The 17066-nt window shown below is 45.9% G+C and carries 11 protein-coding genes; 6 read left to right on the top strand and 5 right to left on the bottom strand.

Annotated features, from left to right (window positions below):
- Window positions 1-368 precede the first annotated feature (368 nt).
- Complete coding sequence (locus ACO0KY_RS05390) at window positions 369-911, bottom strand: YaeQ family protein (protein ID WP_423044756.1); 543 nt, start codon at window positions 909-911, stop codon at window positions 369-371.
- Window positions 911-1780 carry a formyltetrahydrofolate deformylase gene (purU, locus tag ACO0KY_RS05385; protein ID WP_423044871.1) on the bottom strand — a complete coding sequence of 290 codons (870 nt, stop codon included), beginning with the start codon at window positions 1778-1780 and terminating at the stop codon, window positions 911-913. Before purU ends, ACO0KY_RS05390 begins: the two co-directional genes overlap by 1 nt.
- 264 nt (window positions 1781-2044) lie before the next feature.
- Here purU and ACO0KY_RS05380 point away from each other — a divergent pair, with 264 nt between their 5' ends.
- Window positions 2045-3070, top strand: coding sequence for an NADP-dependent oxidoreductase (locus tag ACO0KY_RS05380; RefSeq protein WP_423044755.1), 1026 nt, complete (start codon window positions 2045-2047; stop codon window positions 3068-3070).
- 126 nt (window positions 3071-3196) lie between these two features.
- Here ACO0KY_RS05380 and otnI read toward each other — a convergent pair whose 3' ends face one another.
- Window positions 3197-3985, bottom strand: coding sequence for a 2-oxo-tetronate isomerase (gene otnI, locus ACO0KY_RS05375; protein ID WP_423044754.1), 789 nt, complete (start codon window positions 3983-3985; stop codon window positions 3197-3199).
- A 10-nt stretch (window positions 3986-3995) separates the two neighbouring features.
- Window positions 3996-4955 carry a bile acid:sodium symporter family protein gene (locus ACO0KY_RS05370; RefSeq protein ID WP_423044753.1) on the bottom strand — a complete coding sequence of 320 codons (960 nt, stop codon included), beginning with the start codon at window positions 4953-4955 and terminating at the stop codon, window positions 3996-3998.
- Window positions 4956-5339: 384 nt separating this feature from the next.
- On the opposite strand from ACO0KY_RS05370, the gene pepF reads away from it, so the two are divergent.
- The 4 genes from pepF (at window position 5340) to ACO0KY_RS05350 (ending at window position 11213) form a co-directional block, all read left to right on the top strand.
- Window positions 5340-7205 (top strand): oligoendopeptidase F, encoded by a 1866-nt coding sequence (pepF, locus tag ACO0KY_RS05365; protein ID WP_423044752.1) that lies wholly within the window; start codon window positions 5340-5342, stop codon window positions 7203-7205.
- Between the two features lie 233 nt (window positions 7206-7438).
- Entirely contained in the window at window positions 7439-8038 is a 600-nt protein-coding gene (locus tag ACO0KY_RS05360; protein ID WP_423044751.1) for a hemerythrin domain-containing protein, read from the top strand.
- Window positions 8039-8457: 419 nt separating this feature from the next.
- Entirely contained in the window at window positions 8458-9351 is an 894-nt protein-coding gene (locus tag ACO0KY_RS05355) for a DUF1186 domain-containing protein (protein WP_423044750.1), read from the top strand.
- 587 nt (window positions 9352-9938) lie between these two features.
- A complete protein-coding gene (locus ACO0KY_RS05350; RefSeq protein ID WP_422996787.1) occupies window positions 9939-11213 on the top strand; it encodes a dicarboxylate/amino acid:cation symporter in 1275 nt (424 codons plus the stop codon).
- 175 nt (window positions 11214-11388) lie between these two features.
- Here the strand turns inward: ACO0KY_RS05350 and hrpA are convergent, their stop codons facing one another.
- Window positions 11389-15432: an ATP-dependent RNA helicase HrpA gene (gene hrpA, locus ACO0KY_RS05345; RefSeq protein WP_423044870.1), complete on the bottom strand. Its 4044-nt coding sequence runs from the start codon at window positions 15430-15432 to the stop codon at window positions 11389-11391.
- A 278-nt stretch (window positions 15433-15710) separates the two neighbouring features.
- Here hrpA and ACO0KY_RS05340 point away from each other — a divergent pair, with 278 nt between their 5' ends.
- Entirely contained in the window at window positions 15711-16985 is a 1275-nt protein-coding gene (locus tag ACO0KY_RS05340) for a tetratricopeptide repeat protein (RefSeq protein WP_423044749.1), read from the top strand.
- Window positions 16986-17066: the final 81 nt, after the last annotated feature.

Below are 17066 nucleotides of genomic sequence, written 5' to 3'. Positions count from 1 at the left end.
GTAAATAGATCGCTCTTCGTAGAGCCAAGCCGGGTGTGGCCCGGCAGCCACTTACTTTTCTTTGCTTCGCCAAAGCAAAGTAAGCAAAAGAAAGGCGACGCTGAGACTTTGCCCTGCGGGTGCCGTCACTGCGTGTCGGCACAATTTGAGCGTCACGTAAAACGGGAAAGTATCTAAACTCGCTGCGCTCAGACAAAGATACTTTCTGATCCGTTTTCCGTGAAGCACAAATTGCTTAGTCTAAAGCGGTGACAGTCAAAAGCGACATTGCCATGTATACGGATAATCAATTGTTTGGCGGGTGCAATTCACCAGTCCCATGCACTTGGTGATGACGGCGTGCCCTACCCGCCATACCAAACCGTCGATTAGCTAGAATCCTTCCAGGTCTCAACGTCAATTTGCACTGACGCCTCACCCGCCGACATCCAGATCTGACCATCTTGTATCGTGCATTGCAGTTGCATCGAACGTTGTGCAAGCTTTTCTAAAGCCTGACTTTGCTCTGCTGGCACATTCATCACTTTCAGATTTTTGGCTCTATCAAGGCGGCTATTCATTTGCTTCCACCAGATATCGCTGGCACTGGCAAAACTATATACAACGACCTTATCTGAGCGGCCGCACGCTTTGAGCAAGCGTCGATCATCAGGCTGACCAACTTCCACCCATAATTGAATCGCATCGGTATAATCTTTTTCCCACAAATCTGGCTCTTCGGTATCCGAAATACCTTTGCCAAATTCCAGGCGCTCAGCCGCATGAATCGCGAACGCCAGCACTCGGATCATCATGCGCTCGTCGGTTTCCGATGGATGACGTGCTATGGTCAGACTGTGATCTGCATAGTAACCGCGATCCATATCCGAAATATTTAAATCTGCTTTATAGATAATTGATTTGAGTGCCATTATTTGAATACCACCGTTTTATGACCATTTAACAAAATACGGTGTTCGACAAAGCATTTCACTGCACGCGCCAAAACCACACATTCCACATCCCTACCAATTGCTGTCAGCGTCTCTGGCTCCATCGCATGATCGACGCGTTCAACATCTTGCTCAATAATTGGCCCTTCATCCAGATCACCAGTGACGAAATGCGCCGTCGCACCAATCAATTTGACGCCACGTTCATGCGCCTGATAGTACGGCTTAGCACCTTTAAAGCTCGGCAAAAACGAATGATGAATATTGATCGCTTTTCCACGTAACGCATCGCACATCGCTGGTGACAAAATTTGCATATAACGCGCCAGTACTACTAACTCGATATCATTGGCCTCGACAATATCCAAAATCTTTTGCTCTTGCGCCTGTTTGGCCTCAGGTGCTGCACCGGCTGCTAAAGGAAAATGATGAAACGGGATATTGTAGCTGGCCGCCAATTGGTAAAAATCAGTGTGATTAGAAACAATGGCTTTGATCTCTACCGGCAACAAACCACTCTTGTAGCGGAACAACAAATCGTTGAGGCAATGGCCAATTTTGGACACCATCAACATCACGCGCGGCTTGTGATGTGCGTCATGCAACTGCCAGCTCATCTGGATGCCAGCCCCGAGAGCTGCAAACTCTTCACGCAAAGCGGCGTCGCTGATCGCTGAGTCTTCGACGGCAAAATGCACGCGCATAAAAAACGTCGCCGATTGCGCATCACCAAATTGTGCGGAATCAATAATGTTGCAGCCATGCTGCGCCAAAAAGCCCGATACGCTGTGAACAATGCCACGCTGATCAGGACAGGATAAAGTGAGGATATATTCTGGTTGTCGTATCATAAAATTAATATCTATCCAAAAAACCTTTATTTGGAATGAAAAACAAATTTAATTTGGTATTTTCGGGATGAAAGCGAAAAATTTAACTGACTATTGTCGCACGTTCCGGAGCACAATTCAGCATACAACGTGTTTCGAGATAAGTTCCCAATAAAAAGCACGAACGTTCTAATTAATGTATAATCATCGTTCAGTAGCAAAAGATAGAAAAATTGGCATTTCATCCACGACTCAAACCTTCATATACAACAAGGAGACAGCATGACAACAATAATGAATCAGCAATATCGCCTCGCCGCCCGCCCTGTCGGAACACCAAAACACAGTGATTGGTCGTTTACCTCTGAAGCAGTACGCGAGATCGCCGATGGAGAAATTTTGGTACAAACCATTTACCTGTCGCTCGATCCGGCAATGCGTGGCTGGATGAACGAAGGTAAGTCATATATACGCCCAGTTGCGATTGATGAAGTTATGCGAGCTGGCGGCATTGGTAAAGTCATCGCTTCTAAATCGCCTAAATTTGCAGTCGGTGATTATGTCTCTGGCGGTACGGGCGTACAGAAATATTGGGTGGGTGCCGCCAACGATAAAACAGCGGCTTTCTATAAAATTGATCCACGCCTTGCGCCATTACCAAAATTCTTAAATGCCTTGGGTATGCCAGGCATGACAGCGTACTTTGGCCTGCTCGATGTTGGCCAACCCAAAGCGGGTGAAACCGTCGTGGTATCCGGTGCTGCTGGTGCTGTCGGACAAACCGTAGGTCAGGTCGCAAAACAAAAAGGCTGCCGCGTCGTAGGCATCGCAGGCGGTAAAGACAAATGTGATTTTGTCGTTAATGAACTTGGTTTTGACGCCTGCATAGATTACAAATCTGGCTCAGTCCGCGATGGCTTGAAAGAACACTGCCCGAACGGCGTTGACGTCTATTTTGATAATGTTGGCGGCGAGATTCTCGATACCGTACTCACGCGCATCAACATGAAAGCCCGCATCATCATCTGCGGTGCAATTTCTCAATACAACAATACAACCCCAATCAAAGGCCCTGCTAATTACTTATCCCTGTTGGTCAATCGTGCTCGTATGGAAGGCATAGTCGTGTTTGATTATGCAGCACGTTATGCTGAAGCAGTTGCCGAAATGAGCAAATGGATGGCTGAAGGCAAGTTCCAGACACGCGAAGATATTGTTCAAGGGATAGAGACTTTCCCTGATACCTTGATGATGCTGTTTGATGGTAAAAATTTCGGCAAGTTGATTTTGCAGGTCAGCCCGGAATAAAAGTACCACCAATCCCCTCCCCCGCAAGCGGGAGAGGGATCGGCGGGCGTATTTTCTGTAGAGCGGGAATTATCCCTACACGACGATGAAACCGCTCACCGCCACCATACGGACGAAAGCTATTTCCTACAAATACGGTCTCAACCACCCCAGGCCCTCAGACGTTCCCGCCCTTGGCCGGTATTCACAACCAAGCCAACCCTCATAGCCCAATTGATCAAGTAGTTTAAATAGATACGGGTAATTCACCTCGCCATCGCTTGGCTCATGTCTGTCCGGCACACCTGCAATTTGTATGTGACCAATACCTGCATGCGCGCGTGACATGTCGCGCTTTAGCTTAGCGGCGATATCACCTTCCATGATCTGGCAATGGTAAATATCAAATTGCACCTGCAAATGTCCGATATCAAGCTCCTCACAAATTTCCTGTGCCTGATGCTGGTAATTAAGAAAATAGCCGGGCATATCGCGGTTATTGATGGGTTCGATCAAAATAGTGAGACCTTCCCGAGATGCCACCAAGGCGGCATAGGCAAGATTACGCAAGTAGACGGCGCGATGCCTCTCCCTATCTTGTTCGGGGTCGATCAATCCGGCCATCACATGAATGTGTCGGTTACCCAACACCTTGGCGTATTGCAGAGCCAGATCAAATGCGCGCTTAAAGTCATCCTCGCGCCCGGGCAAAGAAGCTATCCCTCGTTCGCCCGCAGCCCAGTCGCCAGGCGGCGCATTAAACATCACTTGCTGCAAACCATGCACATCCAACTGATTGCGAATCTCCGCTGCGGTATGTTCGTAAGGAAATAAAAACTCTACGCCTTTAAAGCCGTCTTTTGCTGCCGCCTCGAAACGACTCAGAAAATCAACCTCCTGATACATCATGCTCAGATTGGCTGCAAATTTTGGCATCACACACTCCCTATCGTTTGGCGTAACGTTGAGCAAGAACCGCACAAACCATCAGTTGCAATTGATGGAATAACATTAAAGGTAACAATACCATACCAACAGATCCACTGGAAAACAAGACTTTGGCCATCGGTACGCCACTGGCGAGGCTCTTTTTTGAGCCGCAAAACACGATGGTGATCTCGTCTTCTTTGCTAAAACCCAGGCGGCGGCTGACAAACATCGTCAAACCCATAATCAGCGCCAACATCACCGCGCTCACACCCAAGATACTTAGCAACATCATTTTTGGTACTTGCGCCCACAATCCCTGCACCACCGCTGCGCTAAAAGCAACAAATACCACCAATAATATGGAACTCTGATCGACCATTTTTAAGACTTGTGCATGACGGGTAATCCAGGCCTGCAAAAATGGCCGCGCCAACTGCCCCAGAACAAAAGGCAGTAGCAACTGCAACACAATATTGAATATGGCATCCATGGATGAATGCCCTTCTCCCTGAGTCTTAAGCAACAAACTAACCAACAAGGGCGTAATAAAAATACCGAGCAAATTACTGGCTGACGCACTGCAAACTGCAGCAGAGATATTCCCGCGAGCAACCGATGTAAAGGCGATTGAGGATTGCACCGTTGAAGGCAACATGCATAGAAATAAAATGCCGACATACAAATCCGGCGTCATTATTGGCAGCAATGCAGGCTTGAGAAGCAAGCCCAGAACCGGAAAGGCAACAAAGGTCACCAGCAAGACCACCAAATGCAAGCGCCAGTGGGTCAAACCCGAAATCACCGCTTCACGCGAAAGCTTCGCGCCATGCATAAAAAAGAGCAGTGCAATCATCCAGACCGACAATTGCTCAAAGACCTCCGCCACAGTACCGCGCGCCGGAAAAAAACTGGCGATCAAAACAACACCGAGCAAAAGTAAAGTCATGTTGTCGGGTAAAAAACGTGGGCGCTGCATATTGTCTCCAGAAAACAAGATAAATCGATTGTACGCGAAACGCTTGCCATGACGCCAAGACGTTGATGAACAACACTTGTGAATAAAATTACCGCAATCGAACCAAAGAAATTCGCAATACAACCCAACAAAATCGTAGAAAAGCTAGCAAAGCACTTCAAAACCAAAGATTCTTTTGAATTGAATTAATTTTAAATTTAAACACTATAAAAGTACTTCATTCGTGTGGGTTTCGCTGTATATTTTTGGTCTTTCAACAATTAATTAAGGGCTTTCGTAGCGCTCTATTTTCGATAGAAAACATGATCCGGCAAACGTTAAAGCAACAAAAGCCTATCCATGTAGTGTGAAGAACAGCGCCCCCCAATTGCCCTCGGAGACCCCATGAAACGTACATTGATCGCCGGTTTACTGGCATTGGCTTTTTCCATTCCTGGCTACAGCTTTGCAAATCATCCAAATGACATTGAAGCAAATCAATGGAATCTCAAGGATTTGTATATGGATCGTGCAGCATGGGACAAGGATGCCAAACATCTGGAAACCCAATTAACTCAACTTGAAAAATGCAGCGGTCACCTTGGTAGCAATGCGAAACAATTCAAAGAATGTCTGGATCTCACCAACGACATCCTCAAACGATACGCACGCCTGGCTAACTATGCAGCCCAATACCGTGACCAGGATACCGGTAATAATGCAGGCCAGGATATAGCTCAAAGTGCAGAAATTCTCGGCAGCAAAGTTGAATCCGCCAGTTCTTTCCTACGTCCGGAATTACTCACGTTAGGCCAAAAGAAAATAGACGCTTTCCTGGCACGCGACAAATCGCTGGGAGGGTATGCATTTTACCTGCATGATATTTTGCGCGGCTCGAAACATACCTTAGACAAAAAAGGTGAGGAACTGGTTGCTACATTCGGTATGGCAACCAATGCTGCAAGCGCAGTCTATGCAACCTTATCCAATGCTGATATGCCTTGGCCTAAAGTTAAATTATCCAATGGCGAAGAAGTAGTGATCGATCAATCGGCTTACACCAAATACCGCGCATCGGGCAATCGCGCTGACCGCAAACTCGTATTTGATGCATTCTGGGGCAAATGGAAAGAATTTGAACGCAGCTATGGCGTGACGTTTTATGAACAATTGAAAAAAGATTCCGCCTATGCCAAGGTACGCAACTACCCAGACTCACTGACCAGCGCTTTAGATGGCAACGACCTGCCACGCGCTGTCTATGACACCTTAGTCAGTCAAACTCAAGCCAATTTGCCGACCTTGCATCGCTATTTCCAATTGCGTGCAAAAATGTTGGGCGTGAGTGACTTGCGCTATTACGACATCTACCCCGCTTTGGTCACCGGCAATTATCACTATCCGATCGAAGACGGCGTCAAACTGATGCTGGCGTCAGTGAAGCCTTTAGGTGAAGACTATGTCGCAGCAATGACAAAAGCTACGACTGAACGTTGGATGGACGTGTACCCTCGTCCACACAAGCGCTCTGGCGCTTACATGTCTGGTACTGCTTACGACGTGCATCCGTATTTGCTGCTGAATTACAATGACGACTATGAGTCAGTCTCGACATTGGGTCACGAGTGGGGTCATGCCATGCACTCGTATCTGGCAAACAAAAACCAGTCTTTCCTGAATTCTGACTACCCAACCTTTACGGCAGAAATTGCGTCGACGACGAACGAGGTCTTCTTACTCGATCACATGTTAAAAATCGCCAAGACCGACGATGAACGCTTGTTGTATCTGGGTTCCGCGCTGGAAAACCTGCGTGGCACCTTCTTCCGTCAAGCGATGTTTGCTGATTTCGAACGCGAAGTTCATGCTCGCGTCGACAAAGGCGAATCGTTGACCGGCGAAGGTCTGAGCAAAATTTACGGTGACATCCTAAAGCGTTACCACGGCGACAAAGAAGGCGTCATGAAAATCGATGACACCTATGCGGTTGAATGGGCTTACATTCCGCACTTCTACAATCGTTTCTACGTATTTCAATATGCAACTTCAATTGCTGCGGGATCAATGTTTGCCGACGAAATTCTCAAAGGTGAGCCTGGTGCGCGTGACAAGTATCTGAACATTTTAAAAGCAGGCGCTTCAGCTTATCCTTATGATCTGGTCAAAAATGCTGGTGTCGATCTGGCTTCACCTGCGCCATATCAAGCGGTGTTTAAACGTATGAACACCATTATGGATCAAATCGAGGCAATCCTCGCCAAGCGCAAGTAAAGTCTCTGCTCTGGAAAAAGTAGTCCATACAAGTCCAATTTTGCGATTTATATAAAAATCCCCGCTGTGCATTGTACGTGCAGCGGGGATTTTTCATTTGATACCAATATTCGTCGAGACAGCAACAACTAGCCATTAGTGCCAAAAACATTCTTTGATACGCATCAAAAACACTTTGGTATTAGAGGAGTACATTTAAAGAAACAATTTGAAGACTATTTTGGAGACTATTCATGGCCGCACGTAACTTTCACCCCGTCTCTGTCGACATTATTCAACACGAACACGAACATTTATCCGCTGTCATTCAGGGCATGCTGTACTTTGTGCGAGGCATTGAAAAAGGCGGAGCTGCGCCAGATCTGAAAGTTTTCCGTGCCATGCTGTATTACATCAGCGAATATCCGGAAAAAGTCCATCATCCCAAAGAAGATAAATTTTTATTCGGAAAAATTAAAGAGCGCACCCATCAGCTCGATGCAGAACTGGATGCCTTAATAGATCAACATAGCAAAGGAGAATTGCTTGCACATCAATTGCAAGATGCTTTACTTCGTTATGAATTTACTGGTGCAGAAGCCTTCCCACATTTTCATCATCTTGTTGAACAATATGTCAAATTCTATTATGCGCATATGACAACCGAGGAAAAAGTGATTATCCCGATTGCGAAACAAGTCCTCAACATCAACGACTGGCAAGAAATTGATCAGGCCTTCATTAAAAATCGCCAACAACTCGATGATGCGGGTGAACGCTATCGTTACGAACAATTGTTTTCGATGATCGTCAATATCAGTCCTGCACCAATAGGAATTGCAGACCCTTTGTAATTTCTATCATTTGCAACAGCGATCACTGCTCCAAGAGCCCAGCACCCACACATACTAAATTTGATTTGCTACCAAGATACGCAAACCACCAAGTTGGCGTATCTAACTACCATTTGAGTTACGGCAATTTATACAATGAAAGATTTTTTAATAGAGAACCTCTAGTTTATCTATATCAATTTTTCAATCAAAATTACCCAGCACCGCGGCGTATTGATTCAATCATCAGAAATACGCGGCTATTGAACGAGCGCGCCATCAGCTAAAAATAAATGCTCCCAAATCCAAACATAAGTCAACACTTGGGTATGTTTTTTTATGTATTTTTAGTTACGCTATTTTCTGCTTAAAATGAATACAGGCTGTTATACTATTTCTCACCTACCCCCTCCTTTCTTTCTACTTACAAACGCACAAACATGTCACAAGCCTGGCTCACTCTGCGCGAACAACTTGAATACTTTTCGACCCCGTTTCCACGTGCGGCGATTGCATTTGCAGAAGAGCATAAAGACGACGTCACGCCATATTTAATTGAGGTACTGCAAAATACCGCTAAAAATCCAGAGATCACGGAAGATGGCGACTACATGCTGCACATGTATGCAATGCACTTACTTGCTTCATGGCGCGCGACGGATGCCTATTTGCCCATGCTTGCGATTGGTGGCTTTGCGGACGACGTTATTGACAGCATGATGGGCGACGTAGTTACTGAAACCTACGGCCGCTGCCTGGCTTCAGTATGTGACGGTAATGTCGAGTTACTTAAACAGCGCTTTGAAGATGAACAAACCAGCATCTGGTCACGCACGGCAGCACTGATCGCATGGCAGGTCCGTGTCATTGCTGGTGAAAATGACAGAACTGAATTACTGAATTACCTGAGCATCCGTGGCGAATTGATTGCGCAACAACGCAAACATGTTGATCACGGGGACGCTGTCTTGTTAGAAACCATCGTTGACGTTGCAACGGTTCTTTGCGCGGCTGAAATGGCGGAACAAGTAAACCGTTGGTTTGCCGATCAATTGCTCGACCCACAAATGAGCGATCAGGACTGGTTTAATGAACACATCTCCCTCAATTACGAAGCTAGCCGCGCTTTAGAATTAGAACATGGCAAAGGCTATGTGCACGACGTAGAAAAAGAAATGGGCTGGTGGTCGGGATTTCATAAAGAGACCCAGGCAAATTTCCGCAACGTCTATACGCAACATACAATACGTAAAGAACCCAAAATTGGCAGAAACGATCCTTGCCCCTGCGGCAGCGGCAAGAAATACAAAAAATGTCATGGCGTGGATGTTTAAATTTTTTGCATGACAACGAATTTATTAAGCAAAATATTAAGCAAAAGCCAGTAGATTTGAGCCAAAGAATAAGTCATGTCTTCAGGTTCTTATGGTTCTTACGGATCTTAAAATTGCACCACAAGAACAATCTACCCTTCAGCAAACCACATTTATTACCAAAATAAATAGCAATTTAAATACTTATTTCACCCTACACATCTTTTTTCCGCATTTTATTCAAAAATGTGCCGCGCAATTGTGGTTTTCCCTAATATTTCGTTTTTTTTGTTAGTGCCATGATGCGAGCCCATTGTGCCTATACCAAACACACGCACTAAAGACGAGTGAAGACACACTGAAATAGCCCTTACTGGCAAACACAAATAGATCAAAAGTCTCGGTGTACTTAATTTGGCATGTTCGATATATCGGCCATGCCCGAATCCCTTTGAGAATTTTCAATTCTTCGCATCGTTTTACGACAATCTGGTGTTACCTATATCGATGCGCAGCAGATTAATGGCCAGATCAATTGAAAATTTTTGCTTTTAAAAACTGAATGAAGGGTGCGGACGAAACACCGTCTGCATGAAATTGGAGGAACTATGAAAAAAGCATCATCCACCCCGATGATATTTGCAGCGATGGTAGCGGGTATCGCGGTTGGCTATGTATGCCATGAAACCTGGGCAACAACCAAGTTCATGACAGACCTGGCAGGATATTTTTCGATCGCTACTGATGTGTTCTTAAGACTCATCAAAATGATCATATCCTTGTTGGTATTCTCAACCTTGACCGTTGGCATTGCTCACCTTGGCGATACGAAAACAATTGGTCGCGTTGGTATTAAAGCGATGGGCTGGTTTGTTATTGCTTCCCTGGTCTCATTGACTATCGGTATGTTACTGTCAAACGCATTGCAATTAGGCACCCATCTGGGTTTGCCGCTGCCGGATGTCAATGCAAGCACCAATTTGAAAACTAGTGCGTTTTCATTGAAAGATTTTATTAGCCACCTGTTCCCGAAATCTCCGATTGAGGCGATGGCAAACAATGAAATCTTACAAATTGTGATCTTTTCCATCTTCTTTGGTTCTGCCTTAGCAAATCTTGGCGAGTCCGGTAAGAAGCTCTCTGGCATGATCGATGAACTGGCTCACGTCATGTTGAAAATGACTGGTGCCATCATGAATCTGGCGCCGATCGCCGTCTTTGCTGCGATGGCTTCCGTGATCACAACTCAGGGTCTGGGTGTATTAGTTACTTTCGCAAAATTCATGGCGGGCTTCTACTTCGGCCTGGCGATTTTGTGGGGCTTGCTGATTTTGGCTGGCTTTGCTTTCATCGGCAAACCTATCTTCCGTTTAATGCAATTAATTCGCGAACCTTTCCTGGTTGCGTTCTCGACTGCAAGTTCTGAAGCGGCCTATCCTAAGATTCTGGATGCACTCGATAAGTTTGGTGTTAAACGCAAAATTTCCAGCTTTGTATTGCCTATGGGTTATTCGTTTAACCTTGATGGTTCGATGATGTATTGCACATTTGCAGTACTGTTCATCGCTCAGGCATATGGTATTGACTTACCGATGAGCACACAGATCACTATGCTGCTGTTGTTAATGGTCACCTCCAAAGGTATGGCTGGTGTACCACGCGCTTCGCTGGTGGTGATTGCTGCGACATTAAATCAATTCAACATCCCTGAAGCTGGTTTGTTGCTGATCATGGGTGTCGATCAATTCCTGGACATGGGACGCTCTGCAACGAATGCAGTTGGTAACTCCATCGCCGCAGCCGTCATCGCGAAGTGGGAAAATGGTCTTGATACCGAAGCGCATTTAACATCTGTTCCAACCACAGTGAAAAAAGTAGCCTGATCCTCTATCAGATCAAATCCGAGCAAAAATAAAAATGGTGGCACCTATGGGTAGCCACCATTTTTTTTGCTTCATTCAATAAAATAATTTGCAAATAAAAGTACAGTGAATAATAAAGGCTTACAGAAAACGTTCTTCTGCAAGCCTTTATTATTCGTGCATCACTCAAGTGTCCCTAGCGCTGCATACTTTCCCATACTTTTTGCAAACGTTTAACCGATACTGGCATCGGCGTTCTCAGTTCTTGCGCAAACAAAGATACGCGCAACTCTTCTAGCATCCAACGGAATTCCAACATCTTAGGATCGATGTCAGATCCATGCCCGGATTTGCGCGGCGTACGCTGCCAGGCTTGCGCGACGCTATTCCATTCAGCCATCAACTTCGCATCACGCGCAGGATCAGCGCGCAGCTTATCAAGGCGAATGGTGATCGCTTTCAGATAACGCGGAAAATGCGCCAATTGAGTAAAATCGGTATCAGCAATAAAGCGTTTGGTGATTAACATTTGCAATTGATTTTGCATATCAGCAGCCGCCTGGGCGTGCGCTTTAATACCTTGCAACTTCTTAGGCAAACTATGGAACTCTGCCAAAATTTGCCCCGCCAGACGTGCAATTTCGTTCGCCAATAAATTCAGACGCGCTTTACCCTCTTCGCGACGAATATTGAACTCGCCTGAATTGGTCGGCAAAGGTTGTTGCAAACAAGCGCGTTCAATTGCGGTTTGTATAATCTGTTCGCGCAGTTCTTCTTGCGAGCCCAAGGCCATAAATTGCATACCCATTTGCTGCAAGCCGGGAATGTTTTTTTCCAAAAACTTAACTTGCTCTTTCAACTGCAATGCAAACAAGCGGCGCAAGCCTATACGATGTATGCGTGCCGCTTCATCCGGATCATCGAACACTTCAATGTGACAGTGGCTTTGCTTATCCACCAACGCGGGATAGCCAATCAAGGTTTGTTTGCCTTGCTGCACTTCCAATAACTCAGGCAAACTATCGAAAGTCCAGGCGGTCAGATTCTCCTGCTTCAATACTGGCGTAGAAACCTGATTGCGAACTGCTTGGTTGGCATGTGGTGCCTGCACAGGATTTTTCTGTACCGTTTTTGTCGCGACTTCGTGTTGACTACCATCGAGCAGTGCCAATTTTTCCGCACTGGCAATTTTTTGAAAACTTTCGCGTGCCTGACCACCAAATTCTGCCCGCAGATTAGCCAGATTACGCCCCATATCTAACTGGCGACCATGCTCATCAACGACTTTAAAATTCATCGTCAGATGGACCGGCAAGGTTTCAAATTTAAAATCAGTCGTTTTGCAGAGCAAGCCTTTTTGTTCGCGTATATCCGCAATCACGGCATCGAGAAAATTGCCTTTACCAAACTCATTTCGTTCGCAAAATCCGGCCGCATATTCAGGCAAAGGCACACAATGGCGGCGAATTTTTTGCGGCAAAGATTTGATCAACAAATGAACCTTTTCTTTGAGCATGCCCGGTACCAACCATTCACTCCGATCGGCAGATACCTGATTCAATGAAAACAGCGGCACCGTCAATGTCACGCCATCACGCGGGCTACCTGGTTCAAAATGGTAGCTGAGTTGCAGCGCCACCCCTGACACTTGCATATTCTTGGGGAATAAATCAGTAGTGACACCAGCCGCCTCATGCCGCATCAACTCTTCTTTATTCAGATATAGCAATTTAGGATTCGCTTTACTGGCCTCTTTATACCACTGCTCAAACATCACGGCGTTATGTACATCTGGAGGTAGGTATTGATCATAAAATGCAACAATCAGGTGATCATCCACCAAGACATCCAAACGACGTGATTTGTGTTCGAGGTTTTCGATCTCCCGCACCAACTTTTGGTTGTAAGCAAAGAACGGCGAGCGAGTTTCAAATTCGCCTTCCACCAAAGCTTCACGGATAAAAATCTCACGCGCTTCTGTTGGATGCGTCAAACCATACTGAATACGGCGTTGGCTATACACGACCAAGCCATATAAAGTTGCCCGTTCAAACGCTGATACCTGCCCCGCTTTCTTTTCCCAGCGTGGTTCGCCATAGGATTTTTTCAGCAAATGACCACCAATTTTTTCCAGCCACTCTGGCTGTATCTGGGCAATACAACGTCCGTATAATCGCGAGGTATCAACTAATTCTGCTGCCATAATCCAGCGCCCGGCTTTTTTCGCCAGACTGGAACCCGGCCAGATAAAGAATTTGATACTCCGCGCACCCAAATAATGCGCCTCTTCTTCCGATTTATAACCAATATTGCCTAACAGACCCGTCAGCAAAGATAGGTGTAATTGCTCATAGGTTGCAGGCGTTTCATTCAAGCGCCAGCCTTGCTCTTTGATGATGGTCAGTAACTGCGAATGTACTTCGCGCCATTCACGCAGGCGCATCTGACTCAGGAAATTACTACGGCAATTGTCTTGCAACTGACGATTGGTTTTCTTGTGCTCGATGGCATCTTCAAACCATTTCCAGATTTTCAGATACGACAAAAATTCGGACTTTTCATCAGCAAATTTCTTATGCGCCTGATCAGCAGCGGCTTGCGCCTCCATAGGCCGGTCGCGAGGATCTTGCACCGACAACGCCGCGGCAATGATCAGTACCTCGTGCAAGGCCTGATTATCTCGCGCAGCCAAGATCATGCGACCAACCCGCGGATCTAAAGGCAACTTAGCGAGTTGTCGACCGACCGCCGTCAGTTGATTGGCGTCGTCCATCGCGCCAAGTTCTTGCAACAACTGATAGCCGTCTGCAATCGCACGACCTGGTGGTGGTTCGATGAATGGGAAAGTCTCGACATCAGTCAAGCGCAAAGACTTCATGCGCAAAATAACGGCTGCCAACGATGAGCGCAAAATTTCTGGTTCAGTAAATCGGGTACGTTGATTAAACTCTTGTTCGTCAAACAGCCTGATACATACACCGGCAGCAACACGACCACAACGACCAGCTCGTTGATTGGCTGCCGATTGCGCAATCGCCTCGATTTGCAATTGCTCTACTTTATTGCGATAGCTGTAGCGTTTCACGCGCGCCAGACCAGTATCAACCACAAAACGTATGCCTGGCACAGTCAACGAAGTCTCAGCCACGTTGGTCGCCAACACGATACGTCGCGCATTCGAAGCCTTAAACACCCGCTCTTGCTCTTGCGCAGATAGTCGGGCGAACAAAGGCAAAATTTCTACATGCGGCGGATGATGTTTGCGTAAAGCTTCAGCGGCGTCGCGAATTTCTCGCTCACCCGGCAAGAACACCAATACATCACCAGATCCAATACGACACAATTCATCGACCGCATCCGTAATCGCGGTCATTAAGTCGCGCTCTTTGTCTTTTTCGGTGTCCTGTATCGGACGGTAGCGCAACTCGACTGGATACAAGCGACCGGATACTTCTATCACCGGCGCCGGAACGATCTGGTCACCTTTTGTCTGCGCAAAATGATTAGCAAACCGCTGCGCATCAATGGTTGCCGAGGTGATGATGATTTTCAGGTCACGCCGTTTAGGCAACAACTGCTTCAGGTACCCCAACAGAAAATCGATATTCAGACTACGTTCATGCGCCTCATCGATGATGATGGTGTCGTATTGGCGAAGCAACGGATCGGTTTGCGTTTCCGCCAGCAAAATACCGTCCGTCATCAATTTGACCGATGCACCCTTCGTTAAGGTGTCGGTGAAGCGTACTTTGAAGCCAACGTGCTCGCCTAAAGGCGAATTCAATTCTTGTGCGATACGCTTTGCTGTTGATGAGGCTGCAATACGACGTGGCTGGGTGTGACCGATTAAACCTTTTTGTCCTCGTCCCAACTCCAGACAGATTTTTGGCAACTGCGTGGTCTTACCGGAACCAGTTTCACCGCAGACGATAATCACTTGATGTTTTTGCAACGCTTCAGCGATGTCGTCCCGACGACCAGATACGGGTAATTCTTCCGGATAAGTAATGATCGGAGGTGGATTGCGAAACGGTATTTCAGCCTCGCCTGACAAAGCAGGGGTTTTACGACGTTCAGAAGTTAAATGTACGCCTTGAACAGATACCACTGAAGGCGACCGGGTTTCACGACCTGCGCCATGCTTGCCGGCTGGCTTATCGACTGGCTCACCGACTGCACTTGCAGGTACGGCAGCATTTTGGGCTTGTGGCCGCGCTCCAACTGACGAAGTTTCGGGCACAGTCGCATTTGTAACAGCAGCAGGAGTCGCTGCTGCCTGACGTAGTTGCTGACGTAGATCACGTAATCCAGACAAACCATCTATAGTGGTACCGCTGGCTGATTTTGGGTGTTTTTTAGGGGAATGATTAGAAGACATAGCGGTGCGCATTATCCCAGATTTTCATTCTTCACTGTGAATCAAGAGCCATGAATGCCACAAAAATACTTTAGTTTATTTTTTAACCTGAATGTATATACTTAAATTCATTTAGACAATAACAAAACCAGAGGCACAAAATGCAAAATTGGCTGTCAGGATCGCTTAACCTACTACAAATGAAGCTGGCTGCTGAGAAGCAATGTGTGCAAGGAAGCAACGTATCGGAAACGAATCGTCGCAGTGCTACGTTTATTCAACTTTTGCTGGCGATAGCATTTTCCGGCGTACTGAGCGGATGCAACAGTGTAAAAATCTCGCCTTCATCGAATGAGCTATTTCAAGATTCTATGTTTCGGGCACCTACAGCGAAAATAAATCCGGATGAAGTTTTCGCGCTAAGCGATGAAATGAGCACCTACCTCCGTAAAGAACAAGTCAAATCAAACATTCTAAGAAATGGATTGAAACAAGGTTTATTTAAGATGATTTCAAATAACAAATCGATGCGGATTGAATACGATGCCGAAATGACGCGCAATGCTGCACAAACTTTTTCTTCTCGATCTGGCAATTGTTTATCTCTTGTGATTTTGACTGCCGCTTTTGCAAAAAAATTAGAATTACAAGTTCAGTTTCAAAAAGTCGTCCAAGACAATAACTGGAGTCAGTCAGACAACCTGATGTTTGCCGTGGGCCACGTCAATGTTAATTTATCAAAGAAAGCAACATCCAACATAGGAAGTTATGATGGCAGTCAAGCATTAATTGTTGATTTCATGCCGTCTGAAAATTTACAAAACCAAAAAATCATACCGATAGATGAAAAAACAATTCTGGCGATGTACATGAATAACCGGGCGGCAGAACAACTTTCACAAAATCAAATCGATGAAGCATATTGGTATGCCAAAGAAGCAATAAAACAAGACCCCTCCTATCTGAGCGCCTACAATACCCTTGGTGTTGTTTATCGCCGTCATAACAATCTGCATCAAGCCGAACAAGCATTTCGTGAGATATTAAAATACGACACAAACAATCTGATTGCGCTCGCTAACTTAGCTGAGCTACTGCAGAAATCCGGACGTCTTGAAGAGAGTCTAGTCGTCACAAACACTCTTCATCAACTCCAGCCTGTCGCGCCTTTTTATTACTTTGACCTCGGGAAAAAAGCACTACAAAACGACCATCCCGTCGAAGCGATTAACTTAATAAAAAAAGAGTTGGATCGAGATCCTTATTACCATGAGTTTCATCTGTGGTTAGCTTTAAGCTATATCAGGCTTGGAAATCTGAGCGAGGCAAAAAAAGAATTAGTGTTAGCAAAAGAAAATAGCATCACCCATAGTTCTTTTGATTTCTATACCAGCAAAATGGAACGTCTCAATGCGAGCTTATCAAATTCACACTAAAAACACGCGTTGCACAAGTTGCTTTAAAAAGAGCACGTAAATTTGATTGCACGACTTAATCAGAACTGGCTATCAACCCCA

The organism is Undibacterium sp. Dicai25W (genome assembly GCF_049340505.1).
Classification (GTDB): domain Bacteria; phylum Pseudomonadota; class Gammaproteobacteria; order Burkholderiales; family Burkholderiaceae_D; genus Undibacterium; species Undibacterium jejuense.
Note: the sequence above shows the minus strand (reverse complement) of the source record. Positions and strands in the feature narration are given on the sequence as shown.

Excerpts from the sequence above, each read along its gene's own strand:
- ACO0KY_RS05370 (WP_423044753.1), bottom strand. The coding sequence starts at position 4,955 with ATGCAGCGCCCACGTTTTTTACCCGACAACATGACTTTACTTTTGCTC.
- pepF (WP_423044752.1), top strand. The coding sequence starts at position 5,340 with ATGAAACGTACATTGATCGCCGGTTTACTGGCATTGGCTTTTTCCATT.
- ACO0KY_RS05380 (WP_423044755.1), top strand. The coding sequence starts at position 2,045 with ATGACAACAATAATGAATCAGCAATATCGCCTCGCCGCCCGCCCTGTC.
- ACO0KY_RS05340 (WP_423044749.1), top strand. The coding sequence starts at position 15,711 with ATGCAAAATTGGCTGTCAGGATCGCTTAACCTACTACAAATGAAGCTG.
- ACO0KY_RS05350 (WP_422996787.1), top strand. The coding sequence starts at position 9,939 with ATGAAAAAAGCATCATCCACCCCGATGATATTTGCAGCGATGGTAGCG.
- ACO0KY_RS05355 (WP_423044750.1), top strand. The coding sequence starts at position 8,458 with ATGTCACAAGCCTGGCTCACTCTGCGCGAACAACTTGAATACTTTTCG.
- ACO0KY_RS05390 (WP_423044756.1), bottom strand. The coding sequence starts at position 911 with ATGGCACTCAAATCAATTATCTATAAAGCAGATTTAAATATTTCGGAT.
- ACO0KY_RS05360 (WP_423044751.1), top strand. The coding sequence starts at position 7,439 with ATGGCCGCACGTAACTTTCACCCCGTCTCTGTCGACATTATTCAACAC.
- otnI (WP_423044754.1), bottom strand. The coding sequence starts at position 3,985 with ATGCCAAAATTTGCAGCCAATCTGAGCATGATGTATCAGGAGGTTGAT.